We start from the raw sequence: 19,088 nt of genomic DNA, 5'->3' as shown, positions 1-19,088 counted from the left end.
GCCCTTCCATTCAGGGCATAATTTGCATTTTGTGAAACTATACAGCCTTAGATACAAAGAGTCTTTATGTGATTCACATATGTACAACTTATGGTCGCTATATACAAAATATACACTAATAAATTGTATTTAGACATAAATAAAACACATTATGATACATTCTAAAGTGGACTATCACCGCGATAGCAGAGTATTTTCTAATGGTTTAGAATGGAGTGTGAATGATGTATAATAAATACAGATTGAGTTTTTCGCTATTATTGATCAGCACTTGTCTTGGGCAATCTGCAAGTGCAACTGAGAGAAAGAATGAAGAGCTAACGAATATGGAAAGTATAACGGTAGGGGGGACAGTACCAAAAGGCTCTGTACTGATTACTACTCTTGTTAGCAGCAAGATTGTGATTGGAGATGGCAGTGTTGAGGTTGTTGAGAATGGAGCAACTTCTGTAGATGCTACTATTGAAGAAGAGGGAATGCAGATAGTTACACGTGGTGGAATTGCGATGCAAACTAAAATCTACGGTGGTCAGCAGTTTGTTCATGAAGAAAAAAATCTTGATCTTAAAAATGTAGAGAAACCAAGCAGTGCATATAATACCACAGTTACTGGTAGTAATGGGCGAGTTGGACAGCAGAACATATATGATAGCGCATGGGCTTGGTATACAAAAGTGGAAAGCGATGGAGAACAAAATCTTTACATGGGACAAAGAAAAGAAGGAGGAAAATCAATGTATGCTGAGATTTTGGGAAATGGTAGGCAACATGTTTTAGCAGGAGGAGAATCGTTTGGTACTATCTTGAAGGATCGAGCTATTCAGGTCGTATATCCCCATGGATATATAAATAGTTTAACGATTAGCGACTTTGCCAGCTCGTGGCTGCATGTTGGTGCACAGAACGTAACAGGAGAAGTAAGAGTCAATAGTGGCGGAAAACTTTATTTGTTTGCTGGTGATAGGACAAATCATACTACTAAAAAAATAATTCATGTACAGAAAAGACCTGATGAAATAATATTTGAGGTTGGAGAGCGGAATATCGGAGAAAAACCGCAGATTGCAATTAAGGATTTAGGTGGTAATGATGGAACCGTGATTTTTAATTCTATTCCATATGATCCACGACATATTTCACTTCGTGTTGAAAGGCTTTCAGGGAGTTTACATTTCCAGTTCAATATAAATACTACAGGTGGCAGCGATTACTTGTCGATTGATGAAGGTACAGGTAATCACAAAATAAGTGTTACCGATTCTGGTCGGGAAATTACAAGTACTCTCTCACAAAAGAATGGTTTAACGAGTGGAACCAATTTAATTACCGTTAGAAATGGAGACGCTAATTTCACTCTGGAAGACCGTGTTGGCACTGTAATAGAATCTGTTGATGGTGGTGCTTATATGTATACTTTGCAGAAGAGAGAGAGATGTGCTCATTCTAGTGGTGATTTCACAATTTGGTATTTAGGTTTAAGTACTGAAAGTCCAGAAAGTTCGAATACTGGAATACAGTGTGGAAATAAAAACAAGAAACAAAAGGTTACGACTTTTTCAAGTTCTTTATCTACTGATACGGGGAAAGGATCTCACCGAGGATCTTCTTCTCGGGGGAAAAAGCTTGGTAACAGACAGGTATCTCGTCAACGTCCTCCGCGCCATTTAAAAGATGCGCAGAGTACTTCAGGCCTTTCAGTATCTTCATCTTCAGAAAATCAGGCTAGTGTGACGTTACCTCCAGCAAGTCACTCTCATCTTTCATCTGAACAACAACAGGTTGGTGTTTCAGCAGATGCTTCGTTGACAACGGATCAAATGGCTTTGCGTCCAACTGTTCAGGAGCAAGCTGCTGCCCAAACGCGTGAGGAAATATCAAAGCCTCGTTTCTTGACCTCTCCCTCTACCGATGCCGTGTTGTCTATGTCTGTGTCTCCAGCAGTTATTTTTCATAATGAGTTGCAAACGATACGTGCGGGAAGAGGCGATTTAGACAGAAATCAAAAAAATGCGAGCTTCTGGACATATGCCATTAAAAGCAAAGAAAACATTGCAGCAAAGCATATAGATTTTAAACTTGAGCAAACAGGAATAGTGCTAGGTCTCAATGGTTTAAATGAATGGGAGAATGGGGATATTTATATCGGTGGTTTCGGCAGCTATGATCGAGCAAATATTGAGCATGCACGTGGTGGTGTGAGTGGCATCAATACTTATGGCATTGGAGGTTATGTCACTTATTCTGATCATAGTGGATGGTATCTAGATGGTCTTGTTAAATATAATCGTTATCAAAATAGTCTGAAAGCTGTTTCAACGAATGGTATAGCAATTGAGGGAAATTATGATCAGTGGGCAGTGGGGACATCATTTGAAACGGGTTATCGTCTTAAACTGTCTCAGTACAGTTGGTTACAGCCTTATGGGCAATTCACGTGGTTGCAAGTTAAAGGCCAAGAAATCAAACTTTCGAATGAAATGATGGGTGATATCAAACCCTTCACATCACTTCGCAGTGAGGTTGGTCTATCCTTGGGATATGAATTTGGAACGATGACAGCAGGTTCCTCTCTAGCGTACATTACGGCATCTTGGTTGCGCGAGTATAAAGACGACAACCACACGACAATTAATCAACAGCACCAATTTACCACGGATTTATCAGGCAATGCAGGTAAGTTAGGAATTGGTTTAAGCAGTTTATTAAGAGATCAATTAAAGCTTTATGCAGAGGCTCATTATGTCAAAGGACGTAAGACGAACCAGTCCCTTCAGGGCATTTTAGGGGTGCGTTATAGCTTCTAAATTTCTGCTTATTTTTTAGATTTTTCTTTCCATGTGTATGTGGGGAGGGAGCGAGATGTGCGGTGTTGAGGGTACCATCTTTCAAAGAGATTGATCTTTTGATAAAGTCCATATGTTTTTTCTGTGTATTGTTTTTCTTGTATTTTCTCCCCTATTCAATGATAATTTTAGAGAGAAGCATTTAAGATGATGCAAACAATCCAAAATGATAAGAAAAGCAGTGGTACTGTTTATAAGAAATCAGTGATCACGAACATGTCTATTATTGACTAAAATTCATACAAGCCAATGCATGTTTTTAAAATTTGCTATGGAGATTCTTTCACAGTCCCTTGGCAAAGAGCTTCTTGCTCGTTATAGAACAGCCAGATAATGTTATATAAAGGTGATCAAATGGCTGTAGAACGTACTTTTTCTATGATTAAACCAGATGCAACGCGTCGTAATTTGACAGGGACAATTACCAAAATGCTTGAAGATGCAGGATTGCGTGTTGTTGCATCTAAACGTGTGTGGATGAGCCGGCGTGAAGCGGAAGGATTTTATGCTGTTCATAGGGAACGCCCATTTTTTAGCGAATTGGTTGAGTTTATGTCTTCTGGTCCAACAGTTGTACAAGTTTTAGAAGGTGAAAATGCAATAGCTAAAAACCGTGAAGTAATGGGCGCTACAAACCCTGCGGATGCACAAGATGGGACAATTCGCAAAATCCATGCTTTGTCAATTGGCGAAAATTCTGTTCATGGTTCAGATAGTCCTGAAACAGCGAAAGTAGAAATTGCTTTTTGGTTTTCAGAGTTGGAAATCGTTGGTTAATAAAATCATATATAAAAAATGGAAAATCCTGCAATATACTGTTTCAGGATTTTCCTTATGAGGTTTATAGATTTTTTAAATTGATGTGGTGCTTGCAATTTTTATGTGATAACGTGTTTTAAGCCCGCACGAAAATAATCCCATCCTGTCCACAACGTAAGAAGAGCAGAAATCCACAACATAGTAATACCAAATTCTACTGTGTAGGGGAGAATTTTATTACCAGCTGGTCCTGCTAGGAGAAGAACGATAGCTATCATTTGTACAAAAGTTTTCCATTTTGCAAGACGAGAAACAGGAACACTCACCTTCAATTCCGCCAAGTATTCACGTAATCCGGATACAAGAATTTCTCGACAAAGAATAATAATAGCTGCCCATAATGTCCATCCAGCAATCGTGCTATCTGCGGCTAGCAATAGCAAACAGGCAGAAACGAGAAGCTTATCCGCAATGGGGTCTAACATGCGACCAATATTGGATGTCTGTTCCCAAATACGAGCAAGATAGCCATCAAGAAAGTCAGTAATAGAGGCCATAATAAAAATAGAAACAGCAATCCAACGTGCAATATCACTTGATTGCAGTCGTCCTTCTAAAAAAAAGCAAGCAACAACCATTGGCACCGCGATGATCCGTGCATAAGTGAGAATATTTGGAAAAGAAAAAGTATGATTTTTCATAGAGTAATTTTCAATTCTTTGTAGGATATGACTTATTATATAAACGTAACAAGGCAAATATTATGAAACAAGCTTATTTTTCATTAAAATAGTTATGAATTTTTTTGGCAATGGTGGCAGAAATTCCTATCACTTTTGTTAAATCTTCGAGTGAAGCACCGGCCACAGCTTTGGCACTTCCAAAATGATGCAGCAATGCACGCTTTCTTGTTGGACCAATATTTTCAATTTCATCAAGTGGGTTTTTGAATGTTGCTCTTTTTCGTTTTTCTCTGTGTATTCCAATTGCAAAACGGTGTGCTTCGTCGCGTAGACGTTGTAAAAAATAAAGGATAGGATCACGTGGGGGTAGTGTAAAGGGTGTTTTACCCTTGATAAAAAAACGCTCACATCCCGCGTTACGGTCAACACCTTTAGCTATTCCAACAACTGTGATGAGGTCGTTTATTTTTAATTCAGAGAGTATTGTATGTACGCTATTAATTTGTCCTTCACCACCATCAATCAGAATAAGATCAGGCCAGACAGGAACGAAATCATCGCTTTTCTCTTTTACAGTATTGCATGTATGAGGCAGATCATGCTCTTTGATAAGACGTGAAAATCTTCGTTTAATAACTTCTTTCATCATACCAAAATCGTCACCAAGAGTGATATTAGTCGAGCGAATATTGAATTTGCGATATTGATTTTTAATAAATCCTCTATGATCTGCAACAATCATTGCACCTACCGCATTAGTCCCCATAATATGGGAATTGTCGTAGACTTCTATCCGGCGTGGAGTATGAGACATTTGGAATATTTCAGCAAGCCCTTGAAGCAATTTTGTATGTGTAGCTGTTTCAGCAAGTCTGCGTCCAAGTGCTTCATGAGCGTTGATAAAAGCATGATTAACAAGAGTTTTTCGTTCACCTTGTTTGGGTAAAGAGAGAAGTATTTTACGATTTGCTTTTAGACTGAATGCCTCTGTAAGAAGTATCTGTTCTTCGATAGCTTCAGATAAAAGAATAAGTTTTGGAAGTGGCTTATCATCGTAGAATTGAGCAAGAAAACTCGCTAAAATTTCACTACGAGAAAAAGATGGATCTGCTTTAGGAAAATAGGCCCGGTTTCCCCAATTTTGTCCCATGCGGAAAAAAAACACCTGTATGCAAGTCACTCCTTCTCGCTGCGCAATTGCAAAGACATCAGCTTCTTGTATCGTTTGAGGGTTAATACCCTGATGGCTTTGTATGTGAGAGAGAGCCGACAAGCGATCTCGATAGGAAGCTGCTTGTTCAAAGTTAAGGTTTTCTGCAGCTTGATGCATAGCTTTAACCATATCACTTTTAACAGATTGGCTTTTTCCTGAAAGAAAAGCTTTTGCTTCTCTTACGAGTTCTGTGTAATCACTTTCACTAATTTCATTTGTGCAAGGCGCAGAACATCGCTTAATTTGATAAAGTAAACAGGGGCGCGTACGGTTTTCAAAAACTGAATCGCTACAAGTTCGTAGTAAAAAAGCACGTTGTAAAACATTGATTGTTTGTGTCACTGCACTTGGAGAAGCAAAAGGACCAAAATAATGGGCTTTTCTTGTTCGGGCACCACGATGTTTGTAAAGTGCAGGCGCGTGGTGATCATCAGTGATAATAATATAAGGAAAACTTTTATCGTCACGCAATAACACATTAAAACGTGGATGTAATCTTTTAATAAGGTTAGCTTCTAAAAGGAGTGCTTCTGTTTCCGTATGGGTGACGACAAATTCCATATGATATGTTGCACGAATCATTCTGGAAATACGGTTGTTATGCCCTTGTTCACGCGTGTAGTTTGAAACGCGTTTTTTAAGATTACGTGCTTTACCAACATAGAGAACATCGCCATTATCATCAACCATCCGATAAACCCCTGGCTTATGCGGAAGATATTTGACAAATTCTTGTATAAGTTTGGCACCTTTAAATTGACTTTTATCATTTTCTTGATTGGCATTGTCCCATATAATGGGCGAGAGAAAAAAGAGATTTTCTCTTTCATTTTTAGGACAAGCTGTATTATTTTTTAGAATCATTCAGTTTATCCGAAAGCATTTTATGTTGATCTTATAAAATGTTTTTATTTATCAAAGCCTATTATTTATGTAATACTCGCCATTTTTCTATAATTATGACATGAGATCGTTTAATTTGGGAGTGATTACTCTTCAAAAAATTGAGGCTAGTTTCTAAAAACAGTTCTGCAAGTTCACCAACATTCTTCATCAGTAATGCAAGTTTATATGAAAGCAAATCCTGTCTTAAAAAATAAAATTTTCACTGCTAACGATAACGTGTATTAAGAAATAAAATAGTTTAAAAGGTCTATAAAACCAAGATCCTTAATATTACAATCTTTCTAAGCAACGCAAAAATTTCGATTTTTATCAAGAAAATTTTGACTTAAAACGGAATTTAAATGAAAATCTAACATAATGAATGTTCTTTTTGGATCCATTGATGAATTATCCTCGCATATTTATCTTGTCCAAGACGATGAAGAAGAAAAGGAGTTAGTTTTTTCATTTCTTCTTCCAAAAGATAGGGAGGATTGATAAGAATGATCCCACTTCCATTCATTGTGGGTGGTATTGAACTTTTTCGAACACGCATTTCGAGTTGTAAAATTTGGGGGATTCCTGTTTGATAAAGTGCATGAAGAAAATTATCAATTTCTCTGTCATATTTAACAGGATACCATAGAGCATAAATTCCTCTAGGAAAGCGACGATATGCTTTCATCAATCCATCAATAAGACGGGAAAATTCACCAGTTTTTTCAAAAGGAGGATCAACAAGGATCAATCCTCGCTTTTCTTTTGGAGGCAGGTGCGCATTTAAAGAAAGCCAACCATCTAAATGCAGAACTTTTGTTTGATAATCACCAGCAAAATTTTTTGCTAAAATACGATAATCTTCATCATGGAGTTCAATTGCGGTCAGTCGGTCTTGTTTACGTAATAATTGACGAATAACAACAGGAGAACCAGGATAGAAGAGGAGTTCTTTTTCTCCGTCATTAAGTAAATCAATAATATTACACCATGGAGAAAGGAGTGTTTTTAAATCTTCTGGAATAGGGGCTGAAAAAATTCGTTGGACACCTTCACGCCACTCTCCAGTTTTATATGCCTCTAAAGAAGAGAGATCATATATGCCAATTCCAGCATGCGTATCTATAACTCGAAAAGCTTTTTCTTTGCGTTTAAGATATTCTACAATGCGGGTGACAATAATGTGTTTAAAGATATCAGCAAAATTGCCAGCATGATAAATATGCCGATAATTCATGAATAAATTCTACCATATATAACTGCTTACTCAATTTCTCTATTAACACAGGATAATAGTTTTATCTCAACAATTTTTTTTGTAGAGATCAAACAATTACAAAAGTGTATAGATTTCGTGATAAAATACTGATGTCATGGTTTTATAATTATTTGCTATATTTAAGTGATTCACAAAATTTGTATGAACGAGATAAATAATCAGCATTTTGCATCTTTTATAAGAACATAGACACGAAGAAAGAACGGATTTAAATCATTTATTCTTTATTTTTGTGAAGGAGTTTTTTAATTATTGATGTCTTAAAAAAATCATAAAAAAGACAAGCTAGTTGAAGCAATAACAAAAATCACCAAAATTGTAAAAATAAGCTTTTACGTTGAGCAACGAGCTTATCAACAAGTTTAGAATTGATACACTTAAGATACCTGATAAAAAGACTAATAACGTGCTTTGATAAAGTTGCTATAGTATTTTGAAAAAAAACAGCAAAATTATGATTATGGTGTGTAGAGAATTTCTTCTGCCAACATTTAATTGAGTGAGAGTACAAATTTCACGTTTATATATGAAATGATCAAGTTATGTATAATATTGAAATACAGCTTAAAAAAATTAACATAGGATAGATGAGAAGTGTTAATAAAACGAGAAACTCTTGATCAAAATAATACTAAATTATTGCGATAATGTTCGAAAAAAACATGATTATTGATATTTCCGGTGTTATTGTAAAAAAGCGTTCATTATGAAACATAAGCCTTAGGCTTTTATTCTATTCGCCCGCAATGTAAGGACGGAACATGATGTTAAGGTGTTTACTGCTTCTTTACGTGAGGTGAGTAAATCTGATGATATTTTTATTGATTAGGAGGGGAAAGAGTACGACCTTTGTTTCTATCTCTGTTACTACACTATACAGCTGTTACAACATTGGAGAAACTGCATAAAAAGGATCAAGAGATAGAAATTTGTGCTCTCTGGGGATGTCTCGACTTCATGCTTTTGATTCAGTAAAATTGAGCATCAATGCTAATCGCTTTCTTATTTTATATCTTCCTATAAGAGGAGCACATGATATTATTGAAACAGGTACTTACGCGCAGAAAAAACAGTTACAGCTTTAGGATATATGGTGATTTAAGGCCTTATTGATAAGGGTGGGTTACTGGTGATGAAACATGTTCTCGGATATGGATAAGCACTTTCTGATACGCATATTATTACAAGATGTGAATATATATTTATCCTCGTTGAAGGGGTTTAGTATTTGTTTGTCAGACGAACCTACCATGTTCAAGGGGCCAATTTGTGATGAAAAGGTCGTTAAAATACCGTTGCTCATGGCTTTTTCTACATCGCGTTTGATATTTTAGAAAAACACGATTTTATGATGCTTGTTCAAAATTTAGCTAATTTACCAGCTGCAATGGTAGCAGATATTGTCTATGAAACAATTGATGATAAAGTTCCTACAATATTGTCTAAAAAAGTTATTGAAAACACTTTTTGTAACAAGATAGGCTTTTATGGGCGTTAAGAAAGAAGTTTTCAAGCCTTTTGCATTTTGTTTGAAACGGTCTATTATTTAAACTGATCTAGTTTTTTATAATATAATCAGAAAAAGAAAAGACAGGATAGAAAGTGAGTTTACAATAAAAAGTGTATAATTGCCTTTAACTGGAGAAAAAAATATACAAGTAAGATACGATTATATTTGATGCATGTCTTCAGAATGAGCATAAACAAGTGTACTCAAATTAAAAAGCAGAGAGAGAGTGATGGGTAATATTTTTTCACCAACGCATTTAATTGTAATTTTGTTGATTATCCTTGTTCTTTTTGGACGTGGCAGGGTTTCTGAATTAATGGGTGATGTTGCTAAGGGGATTAAAGCTTTCAAAAAAAATATGAAGGAAGAAGAGGACGCTATCGAAGATAAGCATGAAATGGTTGATACCTCTCAAATAATAGATGTTGAACTTCAACAATCTAAATCATTGGCGTTAAAGCGTACGCCAGTGCGTAAAAAAGCTTCTCCTTCCTCTAAAAGAGGGAAGACATCTGTCGCTAAAAAACAGCATATAGAACAATAAAGACGTGATCGCAGTCGTACATTATTTTTGAATGAGAAAGTCGAGTATAAACGATGTTTGGGATTGATGGACCAGAATTTCTCCTGATCTTACTTGTTTTCATCGTTGTCGTTGGACCAAAAGATTTACCTAAAATGTTAAAGACAATGGCAAGAGCAATAGCTTATGTCCGTTCAACAGCAAAAGAATTTCGTCACCAATTTGATGATGCAATGAGACAAGTTGAGCTTGATGATTTACAAAAGACATTATCGGATATTAATAATCTTAATCTAAAGAGTAAGTTGACAGAGACTTTTAATCCTATTCATGATGCAGTGGAGGATATCGGCAGTAATTTTGATGGAAAAACAGTACACCATAAATCAGAAAAAGAAATTTTAGGATGTGATCAAAACAAAGCCAATGAAGATTTAACTATACCTGTTGATGCTCATAGTTCTGGAAGTCCTTCTTTAATTTCCAAAAGTAGAGTAGGTGAGTTATGAATGTTAAGAAGGATGAAGTTGATGCCAATATGGCTCCACTTTTAGAACATTTGCTTGAACTGCGTCAGCGAATTATTGCTGCTATTATTGCATTTTTGATAGCTTTTATTCTGTGTTTTCTTGTCAAAGATTATATCTTAAATTTTTTGATATGGCCTTATCAATGGGCAATGAAAATATCAGGTGGTAATCCTGAGAATATTCGTCTACAATCAACACAAGTCTGGGAAACTTTTTTAACGAAGATGAAACTGGCTGCTTTTGGAGCGATTATTTTATCTTTTCCCTATACAGCTTTTCAATTTTATAGTTTTATCGCACCGGGACTTTATAAAAATGAGCGTATGGCTTTTTTGCCATTCCTCATTGGTGGGCCGATTTTGTTTTGTATTGGAGGAGCATTTGTTTATGCTTTGTTAGCACCAATTATGCTTTGGTTTAGCCTTTCTCAGCAATTTCTTCCAGATATTCATTTAAGAATAGAGTTTATTGTTCGTATTTCCGATTATTTGAGCTTTATGACGTCATTTATTCTCATTTTTGGTTTGATTTTTCAATTACCTCTTGTAACAAGTCTTTTAACGAGAGTTGGACTTTTAACCTCTCATGGTTTGGTCTCAAAAAGAAAGTGGGCTATTCTGATCTCTTTTATAATTGCAGCAATAGTAACGCCATCGGATTTTTTTACTATGTTTGCAGTGGCTTTACCAACTATAGCTCTTTATGAGATTTCAATTTTAATTGCTTACTGTATAGAAAAAAGACAAAAAGTCTCTTAAGAGAAGTTTATATCCTGTATGGTAGAAAACGAATAGAAACGATGCAAATGAGGAATGTTGATGCTTGATATTAAGTGGATTCGTGAAAACCCTGAAAAATTAGATAAAGCACTGGAGAATAGAGGCGTTGAACCACAAGCGGACAGATTAATAAAACTTGATCTTGAGCGTCGGTTACATGTTGCTAAAGTGCAATCAGCGCAAGAGCGTCGCAATGCAATTTCAAAGGAAATAGGACAAGCTTTAGCAGCGTGCGATCAAAAAACAGCTGAACGTCTTAGAGCTGAGGTTGAAGAGATTAAAATCTTTCTTTCTTCGGCGACCGTGGAAGAAAAGCAGTTGACTGAAACTATTGAAGAGGCCCTTTCAGCACTTCCCAACATTCCATTGGATGATGTCCCAAAAGGTAGAGATGAAAGCTATAATGTTGTTATTCGGCATTTTAGTACGCCTCCGACATTTGATTTTACACCGAAGGAGCATTTTGATCTTGGTCAAAATCTTAAACAGATGGACTTTGAACGCGCAAGTCGTTTATCAGGGACACGCTTTACAGTGCTTTCAGGAGCTTTGGCGCGACTTGAACGTGCATTAGGTCAATTTATGCTTGATATGCATGTTGATGAGCATGGCTATACAGAAGTTTCAACACCTCTTCTTGTTCGTGATGAGATTGTTTACGGAGCAGCACAATTGCCCAAATTTGCTGATGATCTGTTTCGGACAACAGATGGTCGATGGCTTATCTCTACAGCAGAAGTACCGTTAACCAATTTGGTAAACAATGAAATTCTTGAAATGTCAGATTTACCACTGCGATTTTCTTCTTTAACTCCCTGTTTTCGCTCGGAAGCAGGTGCGGCAGGCCGTGATACGCGTGGTATGTTGCGTCAGCATCAGTTTTGGAAGGTGGAGATGGTATCTATTACTACTGAAGAGCAGTCTTTAATGGAACTAGAACGTATGACAGAGTGTGCAGAAAATGTGTTGAAACGTCTTGGTTTGCCTTTTCGCACGGTGGTTCTTTCTACAGGTGATATGGGTTTTGCTGCACGTAAAACTTATGACATTGAAGTTTGGCTTCCAGGGCAAGGATGTTATCGTGAAATTTCCAGTTGTTCAATTTGTGGAGATTTTCAAGGGCGACGCATGAATGCGCGTTATCGTAAAGAAGGCGATAAAATATTGCACTTTGTACATAGTCTTAATGGTTCTGGTACAGCTATAGGGCGTTGCCTTATCGCTGTTCTTGAAAATTATCAGCAAGCTGATGGATCAATTATTGTTCCAGATGTTTTACAACCTTATATGAAGGGCGTGCGTTCTATTACTGCTTAATTTTATAAAAAAGAGAACCGATATATGTTTATTGCTGAGAAATGATGACGTATAAACATGGGGTTTTGCCATTTTTTTAAATGAGTTGTACGTACGGTAAGGGTACCACTTCATTGGAGAATGAATGACGCTATGGGGCAAAAGAGTATTTTACGATTTCGTGAGGAATTGGCTGGTCTTGTACTAAAAATGCGTAGCAAAGGAATTGATGATGTTCGTTTTTTTTCGGCATTGGAAAAAATTCCGCGTCAACAGTTTGTTGCTTCTTCTTGGTTCAACAGTGCTTATGATAATAAAATTATTCCTATCGAGTGTGGTGAATATATTGAGCGTTTAGAAGAGCAGCTCTTAATTCTTTTTGCTTTATCGTTGAAGAAAAAACATCGTGTTTTAGAAATTGGTACAGGATCTGGTTTTTGTACTGCTCTTATGGCATGTCTGAGTGGCCGCGTTACAACAGTTGATCGTTATAAAACATTGGTTGATTTGGCATGCCAAAGATTTCAAAGTTTAAGGCTTGAAAATATTGTTATCCGGCAGATGGATGGAAGTTGCACAGTGACAAGTTTAGGATCATTTGATCGTATTCTTATTTGGCCTTCACGTTCTGATGAACCACAAGAATTTCTAAATCTTTTAGCTGAAAATGGGATTTTGATTCAAGCTATAGGCCCTGATGAAGGGGCACAAAAGATGACACGTTATACAAAAATTGGCAGCCAATTTGAGTGTTTAGAAATGTTTCAAGTGCGTTATCAACCTTTTATTAAAGGCACTGCGGAAATACTTTAATTTGTTTAGGTTTAAGATACTAGGCGAACTTTTTCCCTTTTTTGTTTTTACGATAAATTCATTTTGATTTTATTATAAAGATATTTATGAATAAAATATCGAATTTTAACTCTTAGGTAATATTAAAAAGCTTTAATAGAGTGAGTTGAGTATTGACGAGTGGGCAAAACTATGTGGTTAAAGGTTTTGGGTAGTATTTTTCGGGGTTATTTTCAAAGAATAGCTTTTTTAGTGATGATAATGATTTTTGCGGGGTGTAGTTCTGGTACGCAGCGCTTTGCTAATATTTTCTCTCATCGTACAGTATCATCTCGTTCAAATATATCTACACCTGTGCCTGTAAATCCGCAAGCATCACCGTATGGTGGTATGATACAAAGCTCTGAGTTGCCACCAGTGGATCAGAGGGATGTTTCATGGACAGGTGATGATATTGGCTATGATTCTCCACAACAAGGAGGAGTGTCTTCTGATAGCCAAATTATGGGGACCCCACCACGCAATCTTGGAACGCTTTCCCGTTCACAAATAGATAATTCTCCAATTTTTCGGCGAGACTCTTATATTGTTCAAAGTGGTGATACACTGTTAAGCATTGCACGGCAAATAGGAGTGAGTGTTGAAGCATTAAAATTAGCAAATGGTATAAGCAATAATTCGATTTATATTGGTCAAGTGCTTGTGGTTCCAAGAAAAGGCACACTAGCAACTTCGAATACCTATAATGATGGTAGGAGAATATCAACAGCAGAATCTTCACGTCAGTCTCAAGTCACGTCTTCTACAAGGTACCAGAAGGTTCCCCCCATATATAAAGCGCCTGTCACAACTTCCTCTTCTGCAAAGATGAACAGTTTAAGTATTGAGAAAAATTCTTCTAAACAGATGATGCAATTAAATCATGAAACTGGTTCATCAAATGCAGTGACGAATACGGATAATATTGTTACTCCGCAAGCCACAGGAATTTCTAAGATGCGTTGGCCTGTAAGAGGGCGTTTATTAAGTCAGTTTGGTCAGAAAAAAGGAACGGCAACTAATAGAGGGATAGATATTGCTGTGCCTGAAGGCTCGTCGGTAAAAGCAGCGGAAAATGGTGTTGTTATTTATGCGAGTGATGGGCTAAAAGAGCTAGGCAATGTTGTTATGATTCGACATGAAAACAATATTATTACTATTTATGGATGTAACAGTAAGCTTGTTGTGAGCAAGGGACAAAGGATACAGCGCGGAGATGAGATTGCTAAATCAGGTATTTCAGGGAATGTTAAAACACCGCGCGTTTATTTTGAGGTGCGTAAGAATTCCTTACCTGTCGATCCTACCAAATATTTAGAAAACTAATTCATTTTAAAAGTCTATGGTTTGCATGGCTTTCAAAGCAAAGCAATTACTTTTCTTAGAAAATATTTCAATGAAAAAATCATGTATTTAAGAAGAGCAATCAGTTTGATTTGTTAGAAGGGAATGCGATTGTTTTGTATTCTTTATTTTCCAGTTAATAAGGATGTTTATGGTATATAGAAGAAAAATAAATCTGTTTCTTAAAGGTGTTTTCTCGTTGCTTTCTGTCTCGTAAGGAATTATTTCCTTAACTATAGAACTATGATTACATTGTGTTGTTATCATTTTGTATGACAACTCCTCTGGGAGAGTTTTTTCTGAGCTAAAAATCTATTTTAATAGAGTGGGAAATACCTGAAGTTTAATCTATAGGAGATAAAAATGTTTATAACTAACGCTTATGCTCAAGTTGCAAGCGGTGTTTCCAATGGGACCTCACTTGTCAGTTTTGTCCCATTTATTTTAATTTTTGCAATTATGTATTTTTTTATAATTCGTCCCCAGCGTTTACAAATGAAAAAGCGCCAAGAAATGCTTGATGCTGTACGTCGTGGTGATACTGTTATAACGGGTGGTGGTATTATCGGCAAGGTTACAAAAGTTTACAATGAGAGTGGTGAATTAGAGGTTGAAATTGGTGATGATATGCGTATTCGCGTTATCCGCTCAACATTAACAGATGTTCGCGTTAAAGGAGAACCTGTTACGGAAAAAAAATCAAAACTCAATCCTAAACCAAAAACATTACAAAAATCTAAAACTAAAACAAAGGAAAATATAAGCATCTCTAAAGAGAAGACAGCTGTGTCAAAGGAAAATGAATCTTAAGGTGTAATTAGGGTACGTTATTTTCAATGTTTTTTATAAAAATAAATAAGTTTTGTACAAAAGATATTCGGCCTATGGGGAGTTTTGTGGTCGATAAACGAATGTAATTTTTTGTTTTCTGCGGATTATTAAGACCATTAAGAAAGTAATTATTTTATTTGTGCGGTATTATAGAAAATTTTTCTATCCTTTAGATAGGGACGTTGTTTCCTATAGCAGAAGTCGTTGTTTTTAGTGAATGGGCTAAGATAAATTTTTTGATAAGTATATTTAAACAAATGCAGCATTTAACAGCATCTTATAATAATTTTTTAGAAAATCTAAAAACAGATTTTTAATCTATTACTTAAGATAAGAACAAACCGATTGAAACGTCTCATTGAGTAAATGCCGTATACTATCCGTCTGTATGGTCATGAGAGTATTTTATATGAAAGATTTTGCATCAGTATTGCTATGTGGATATATGATATAATATATCAATGTTTATTACAGATCCTTTGCTGATTTTTAGAGGTGAGAGGAAAAATGCAATTAAGTTATCAAAAATAAGGGGTATTTTTGATGTTTCATGCAATTCAAATCCGTGAAGCACATTTTCCAAGACGTGCACCTATTGATGCTTATGGAAATGGTGGATTTCGTTTTGCCGATATGTCCCATAGAGGGTCTATTATTTGTGTACCATCAGGTATTTATGGTATCGATATGGTAGGACCTATTCCTACTCAAAATGATATATCTCGAATTTTAGAAGAGGCATCTGAGATTGAAGTTTTACTCATAGGTACTGGAGTTGAATTATTGCGATTACCTGAAGAATTACGGGTGCTTTTACGGGAAAAGCGCATCTCATCAGATACAATGAGTACGGGGGCAGCTGTGCGTACATTTAATGTTTTGTTGGCTGAAGACCGTGCAGTTGCTGCATTATTGTTTGCGGTAGAGTGATATCTTATTTAAGAGAAGCAATATATTAGTTTAAAGTCGGAAATTTTGTAGTTATTGATCCGTTATCTTCTCTTTATATAAGAAAATTGAATATTATCTTATATGTGGTTAAAAAGCATTGTGGCTTTGACTGTATGAAAGGATAGTGAGCACTCAATGCGTTATTATAAGCTGTCATTATGCTTTTTATGTAGAGAAAGCAATTGCTCAATTACGAGAAAAAATGAGTGATGTGATTACTGCATTTCAATTTGGGAACAGAAAAACAAAATCTATTAGAGAGATGGTTTATTTTATCATAATGGAACTGCTTCTTAGATAGAAAACGGTACGGGATGAAAATATCAATAAAGCGCTAACAAGAAGAGTGCTTATTAGTTTAGAAGCTGCGCTATTGAACCATATTATATGTTGCAAATACAGAACAATTCTATAGCACAGATTAGCAGAGCACTCCATTAAAAACAGACTTTTGTGATTCATATTTATCTTAAAATACAAAAATCATTTATCGATAGAGATATTTTCGGTAGGTAGAGATGAGAATATAAGAAGGAAGCTGCTAAGGAGCGTAGAGAACATCAAAAAATAATTCAACAGAGAACAAATTATGAAAACTTATACTTTAGATGATGTTGCAGTATTAATCGATAAATATAATGATCTTATTAATTTCGGTACTGCAGAGTATGCACCTGATGATATATTGATTGAAAAAGCAGAGAAAACTCTCGGTTTGCAGTTTACATCCTCCTACAAAAATTTTTTAAAAAATTACGGAGGAGGAGAAATTGGTTATGAGGTAATTTTTAGCATTTATAAGGCAAGTTTTGAGGGTTGTACTCTTGATGATATTGTTTATTATCATATAACGGATATAGAAAAAAGCTTTTGCAAAGTTATAACAGTTTGTTGGGTGTGATACTGGTTTTGAAGAAACTTTTTATTTTGATTACTTTCAGTTTCGGAATGGAGGGTGTCCGCTCTATCTTAAGTTATCACCTAGCGATTCCCAGTATTACACAGGTAATTTTTATGAGCTTTTATGCAAAAAATTAAGGACTATGCAGGCGTGAACAATGATGCAACAGAAATTTTAAAAAACTTGGCTGGAAGGCTTATCGCGATGAGGTATGTCCTTTGCTCACTACCATCTTTCCGATCGCGTTGTCAGCATTGGTTGTGATATAAAACATTATGGGGAAAGTGGCGAAGAGTTTCGGCTTTTTTTACCAACCTCACTACTGCTGCCTAGCTGTAAAGTAAAGTCAACTTTTAAAAGATAAAAATGCTTTATGTATTTGGGTTAGCAAAAATACCCAGAAAAGAAATCTTATTAGATTTATAGAGGTATATTTGAAGAATTTATTCTTCTCAGTGTGTTTTCTTATCTATCATTTTTAAATGTGAATAAAAAGAGGGTATTAATTGTTTAAAAAGGAAGTTAAGAGGTGTCATAGAATGATAGATTCTCTTCCTTATTATCTTGATATTTTACGTGCCACAGATCGTGATCGCTATATATCGGTTTTGTTTGCGCCTAAAAAAAAACGCAGAGCATTAGCTGCTCTTTACGCTTTTAATGTAGAAGTTTCTCGTATTCGTGAAATCGTACATGATCCGCTTATCGGTGAGATACGATTACGTTGGTGGTATGATGCTCTTGCTCATGGTGAAATGCAAAAGAGTAAAAATAATCCGATTTTGGATGATTTGCTTGCTGCAATGACTCTTTTTGATTTACCTAAAACAGCTTTTTTACGTTACTGTGATGCGCAGATTTTAGATCTTTACCACAATCCGATAGAGACTCTGCATGATCTTGAGTTTTATTGGGGTGAAACAGCGAATATTATTTTACAGCTTTCTTGTCAGATATTGGCACCTAGTGTAGCAAAAGATTTTATAAATGTCTGTGAACATGGAGGAATTGCACAAGGACTAAGTGGTGTGTTGCGGCTTTTATCATTCATGCAATCACGATATCATTATTATTTACCTTCTGATGTACTAAAGGCTGTAGGAGTGGAGAGGGGAGATTTAGAGTCTCATCGTGTCAGTAATAAACAGAAATGCCATATTATTGAAGCTATGGTAGCGTTATCGCGAGATCATTATACAAAATTTTATGAACATTCTCATACTTTGCCTAAAATGCTTAAACCAGCATTTCTTCCATTGGCAATTATACCAGCATCTCTTCAAAGAGCGCAGCAGTTGGGATCTGCAGTTTTTCAAGAAAGCGCAACTTTGCCATTGATCCATCGCTATTGGATGATAACATGGACAGCAATAAGCGGTAATTTCCCCCAAATATTGTAGAGGGTAAAAGGAATATTCTTCAAAAGCAGTAGAAACAATAAATCTATTGAAAATACTATATATTATGAATACAAATTGTTTTTATACTATCTTGCTACTCATGCCTTGATAATGATTCTCATTCAAACAATGAGAAATGAGATTTATGAAAATGAGATTTATAAAGTTGGAGATGGCATATATTCCCTTTGTTTTTTGTTCATTTTTTAGTGCTGTATATCAGCAGATAATGTAAAAAACACAAAAGGTAAGATGAAGTTTATACAATACATAAGCTCATTTTCTAGCTTTGAGAGAAGCTTCTTCAAAACGGACATTTGAGATTGAAATTTTGTTACTCAACAGTAAAATATAGAACTGATATATCATTTTCCAATAAAAGATGATTTTTCTGATGAGATTATATTATAAAGTTTATAGAAAAATCTGTGGTTGGAGACAGACAGCGCATGTACAAATTATAAAGCTATAAAGGATTATGTTTATTATGAGGATATTCATAGAACAAGTTTGTGTGGAGTACGTCTTCTTTT

General features: G+C 35.7%; 16 protein-coding genes and 1 pseudogene. 14 read left to right on the top strand and 3 right to left on the bottom strand.

What is annotated here, in order from left to right:
- Nucleotides 1-224: 224 nt before the first annotated feature.
- On the top strand, nucleotides 225-2,804 hold the full coding sequence (gene bafA, locus ABD917_RS02120) for a BafA family autotransporter (RefSeq protein ID WP_345118625.1): 2,580 nt from the start codon (nucleotides 225-227) through the stop codon (nucleotides 2,802-2,804).
- Nucleotides 2,805-3,197: 393 nt separating this feature from the next.
- Nucleotides 3,198-3,620, top strand: coding sequence for a nucleoside-diphosphate kinase (gene ndk, locus ABD917_RS02115; protein ID WP_345118444.1), 423 nt, complete (start codon nucleotides 3,198-3,200; stop codon nucleotides 3,618-3,620).
- Nucleotides 3,621-3,721: 101 nt separating this feature from the next.
- On the opposite strand, the gene pgsA is transcribed toward ndk, so the two are convergent.
- From pgsA to ABD917_RS02100, 3 genes are all read right to left on the bottom strand, one after another.
- Entirely contained in the window at nucleotides 3,722-4,303 is a 582-nt protein-coding gene (pgsA, locus tag ABD917_RS02110) for a CDP-diacylglycerol--glycerol-3-phosphate 3-phosphatidyltransferase (RefSeq protein ID WP_345118443.1), read from the bottom strand.
- Nucleotides 4,304-4,376: 73 nt separating this feature from the next.
- Complete coding sequence (gene uvrC / locus ABD917_RS02105) at nucleotides 4,377-6,362, bottom strand: excinuclease ABC subunit UvrC (protein ID WP_345118442.1); 1,986 nt, start codon at nucleotides 6,360-6,362, stop codon at nucleotides 4,377-4,379.
- A 391-nt stretch (nucleotides 6,363-6,753) separates the two neighbouring features.
- Nucleotides 6,754-7,617: a 23S rRNA (adenine(2030)-N(6))-methyltransferase RlmJ gene (locus ABD917_RS02100; protein ID WP_345118441.1), complete on the bottom strand. Its 864-nt coding sequence runs from the start codon at nucleotides 7,615-7,617 to the stop codon at nucleotides 6,754-6,756.
- Between the two features lie 986 nt (nucleotides 7,618-8,603).
- Between ABD917_RS02100 and ABD917_RS02095 the strand changes: the two genes are divergently transcribed.
- The 12 genes and pseudogenes from ABD917_RS02095 (at nucleotide 8,604) to ABD917_RS02040 (ending at nucleotide 18,555) form a co-directional block, all read left to right on the top strand.
- Nucleotides 8,604-8,744: a hypothetical protein gene (locus ABD917_RS02095; protein WP_345118440.1), complete on the top strand. Its 141-nt coding sequence runs from the start codon at nucleotides 8,604-8,606 to the stop codon at nucleotides 8,742-8,744.
- 263 nt (nucleotides 8,745-9,007) lie between these two features.
- The gene (locus ABD917_RS02090) at nucleotides 9,008-9,157 is read left to right on the top strand and encodes a hypothetical protein (protein WP_345118439.1); all 150 of its coding nucleotides are present in this window, start codon (nucleotides 9,008-9,010) and stop codon (nucleotides 9,155-9,157) included.
- A 241-nt stretch (nucleotides 9,158-9,398) separates the two neighbouring features.
- Nucleotides 9,399-9,713 carry a twin-arginine translocase TatA/TatE family subunit gene (gene tatA / locus ABD917_RS02085; RefSeq protein ID WP_345118438.1) on the top strand — a complete coding sequence of 105 codons (315 nt, stop codon included), beginning with the start codon at nucleotides 9,399-9,401 and terminating at the stop codon, nucleotides 9,711-9,713.
- A 53-nt stretch (nucleotides 9,714-9,766) separates the two neighbouring features.
- Nucleotides 9,767-10,201, top strand: a complete 435-nt coding sequence (gene tatB / locus ABD917_RS02080) for a Sec-independent protein translocase protein TatB (protein WP_345118437.1) — start codon at nucleotides 9,767-9,769, stop codon at nucleotides 10,199-10,201.
- On the top strand, nucleotides 10,198-10,980 hold the full coding sequence (gene tatC, locus ABD917_RS02075) for a twin-arginine translocase subunit TatC (protein ID WP_345118436.1): 783 nt from the start codon (nucleotides 10,198-10,200) through the stop codon (nucleotides 10,978-10,980). The genes tatB and tatC overlap by 4 nt, the downstream gene beginning before the upstream one ends.
- A gap of 60 nt (nucleotides 10,981-11,040) precedes the next feature.
- Entirely contained in the window at nucleotides 11,041-12,318 is a 1,278-nt protein-coding gene (gene serS, locus ABD917_RS02070; protein WP_345118435.1) for a serine--tRNA ligase, read from the top strand.
- Nucleotides 12,319-12,450: 132 nt separating this feature from the next.
- Entirely contained in the window at nucleotides 12,451-13,110 is a 660-nt protein-coding gene (locus ABD917_RS02065) for a protein-L-isoaspartate(D-aspartate) O-methyltransferase (RefSeq protein ID WP_345118434.1), read from the top strand.
- Nucleotides 13,111-13,281: 171 nt separating this feature from the next.
- Complete coding sequence (locus ABD917_RS02060; protein ID WP_345118433.1) at nucleotides 13,282-14,454, top strand: peptidoglycan DD-metalloendopeptidase family protein; 1,173 nt, start codon at nucleotides 13,282-13,284, stop codon at nucleotides 14,452-14,454.
- Nucleotides 14,455-14,835: 381 nt separating this feature from the next.
- A complete protein-coding gene (yajC, locus tag ABD917_RS02055; protein ID WP_345118432.1) occupies nucleotides 14,836-15,282 on the top strand; it encodes a preprotein translocase subunit YajC in 447 nt (148 codons plus the stop codon).
- 564 nt (nucleotides 15,283-15,846) lie between these two features.
- Nucleotides 15,847-16,233: an Mth938-like domain-containing protein gene (locus ABD917_RS02050; RefSeq protein ID WP_345118431.1), complete on the top strand. Its 387-nt coding sequence runs from the start codon at nucleotides 15,847-15,849 to the stop codon at nucleotides 16,231-16,233.
- A 610-nt stretch (nucleotides 16,234-16,843) separates the two neighbouring features.
- A pseudogene (locus tag ABD917_RS02045) lies at nucleotides 16,844-17,309 on the top strand (SMI1/KNR4 family protein).
- Between the two features lie 385 nt (nucleotides 17,310-17,694).
- Nucleotides 17,695-18,555, top strand: a complete 861-nt coding sequence (locus ABD917_RS02040) for a phytoene/squalene synthase family protein (RefSeq protein WP_345118430.1) — start codon at nucleotides 17,695-17,697, stop codon at nucleotides 18,553-18,555.
- Nucleotides 18,556-19,088 lie beyond the last annotated feature (533 nt).

The sequence above is a fragment of the Bartonella pachyuromydis genome (assembly GCF_039543065.1).
Classification (GTDB): Bacteria; Pseudomonadota; Alphaproteobacteria; order Rhizobiales; family Rhizobiaceae; genus Bartonella; species Bartonella pachyuromydis.
The sequence above is the reverse complement of the archived record's forward strand: the minus strand, read 5'-3'. Positions and strand labels throughout refer to the sequence as shown.

Bases quoted from the DNA above. Each gene is read 5' to 3' on its own strand.
- ABD917_RS02050 (WP_345118431.1), top strand. From the start codon at position 15,847: ATGTTTCATGCAATTCAAATCCGTGAAGCACATTTTCCAAGACGTGCA.
- tatB (WP_345118437.1), top strand. From the start codon at position 9,767: ATGTTTGGGATTGATGGACCAGAATTTCTCCTGATCTTACTTGTTTTC.
- ABD917_RS02060 (WP_345118433.1), top strand. From the start codon at position 13,282: ATGTGGTTAAAGGTTTTGGGTAGTATTTTTCGGGGTTATTTTCAAAGA.
- yajC (WP_345118432.1), top strand. From the start codon at position 14,836: ATGTTTATAACTAACGCTTATGCTCAAGTTGCAAGCGGTGTTTCCAAT.
- ABD917_RS02095 (WP_345118440.1), top strand. From the start codon at position 8,604: ATGTCTCGACTTCATGCTTTTGATTCAGTAAAATTGAGCATCAATGCT.
- tatA (WP_345118438.1), top strand. From the start codon at position 9,399: ATGGGTAATATTTTTTCACCAACGCATTTAATTGTAATTTTGTTGATT.
- tatC (WP_345118436.1), top strand. From the start codon at position 10,198: ATGAATGTTAAGAAGGATGAAGTTGATGCCAATATGGCTCCACTTTTA.
- pgsA (WP_345118443.1), bottom strand. From the start codon at position 4,303: ATGAAAAATCATACTTTTTCTTTTCCAAATATTCTCACTTATGCACGG.
- bafA (WP_345118625.1), top strand. From the start codon at position 225: ATGTATAATAAATACAGATTGAGTTTTTCGCTATTATTGATCAGCACT.
- ABD917_RS02100 (WP_345118441.1), bottom strand. From the start codon at position 7,617: ATGAATTATCGGCATATTTATCATGCTGGCAATTTTGCTGATATCTTT.
- ABD917_RS02065 (WP_345118434.1), top strand. From the start codon at position 12,451: ATGGGGCAAAAGAGTATTTTACGATTTCGTGAGGAATTGGCTGGTCTT.
- uvrC (WP_345118442.1), bottom strand. From the start codon at position 6,362: ATGATTCTAAAAAATAATACAGCTTGTCCTAAAAATGAAAGAGAAAAT.
- ABD917_RS02040 (WP_345118430.1), top strand. From the start codon at position 17,695: ATGATAGATTCTCTTCCTTATTATCTTGATATTTTACGTGCCACAGAT.
- ndk (WP_345118444.1), top strand. From the start codon at position 3,198: ATGGCTGTAGAACGTACTTTTTCTATGATTAAACCAGATGCAACGCGT.
- serS (WP_345118435.1), top strand. From the start codon at position 11,041: ATGCTTGATATTAAGTGGATTCGTGAAAACCCTGAAAAATTAGATAAA.
- ABD917_RS02090 (WP_345118439.1), top strand. From the start codon at position 9,008: ATGATGCTTGTTCAAAATTTAGCTAATTTACCAGCTGCAATGGTAGCA.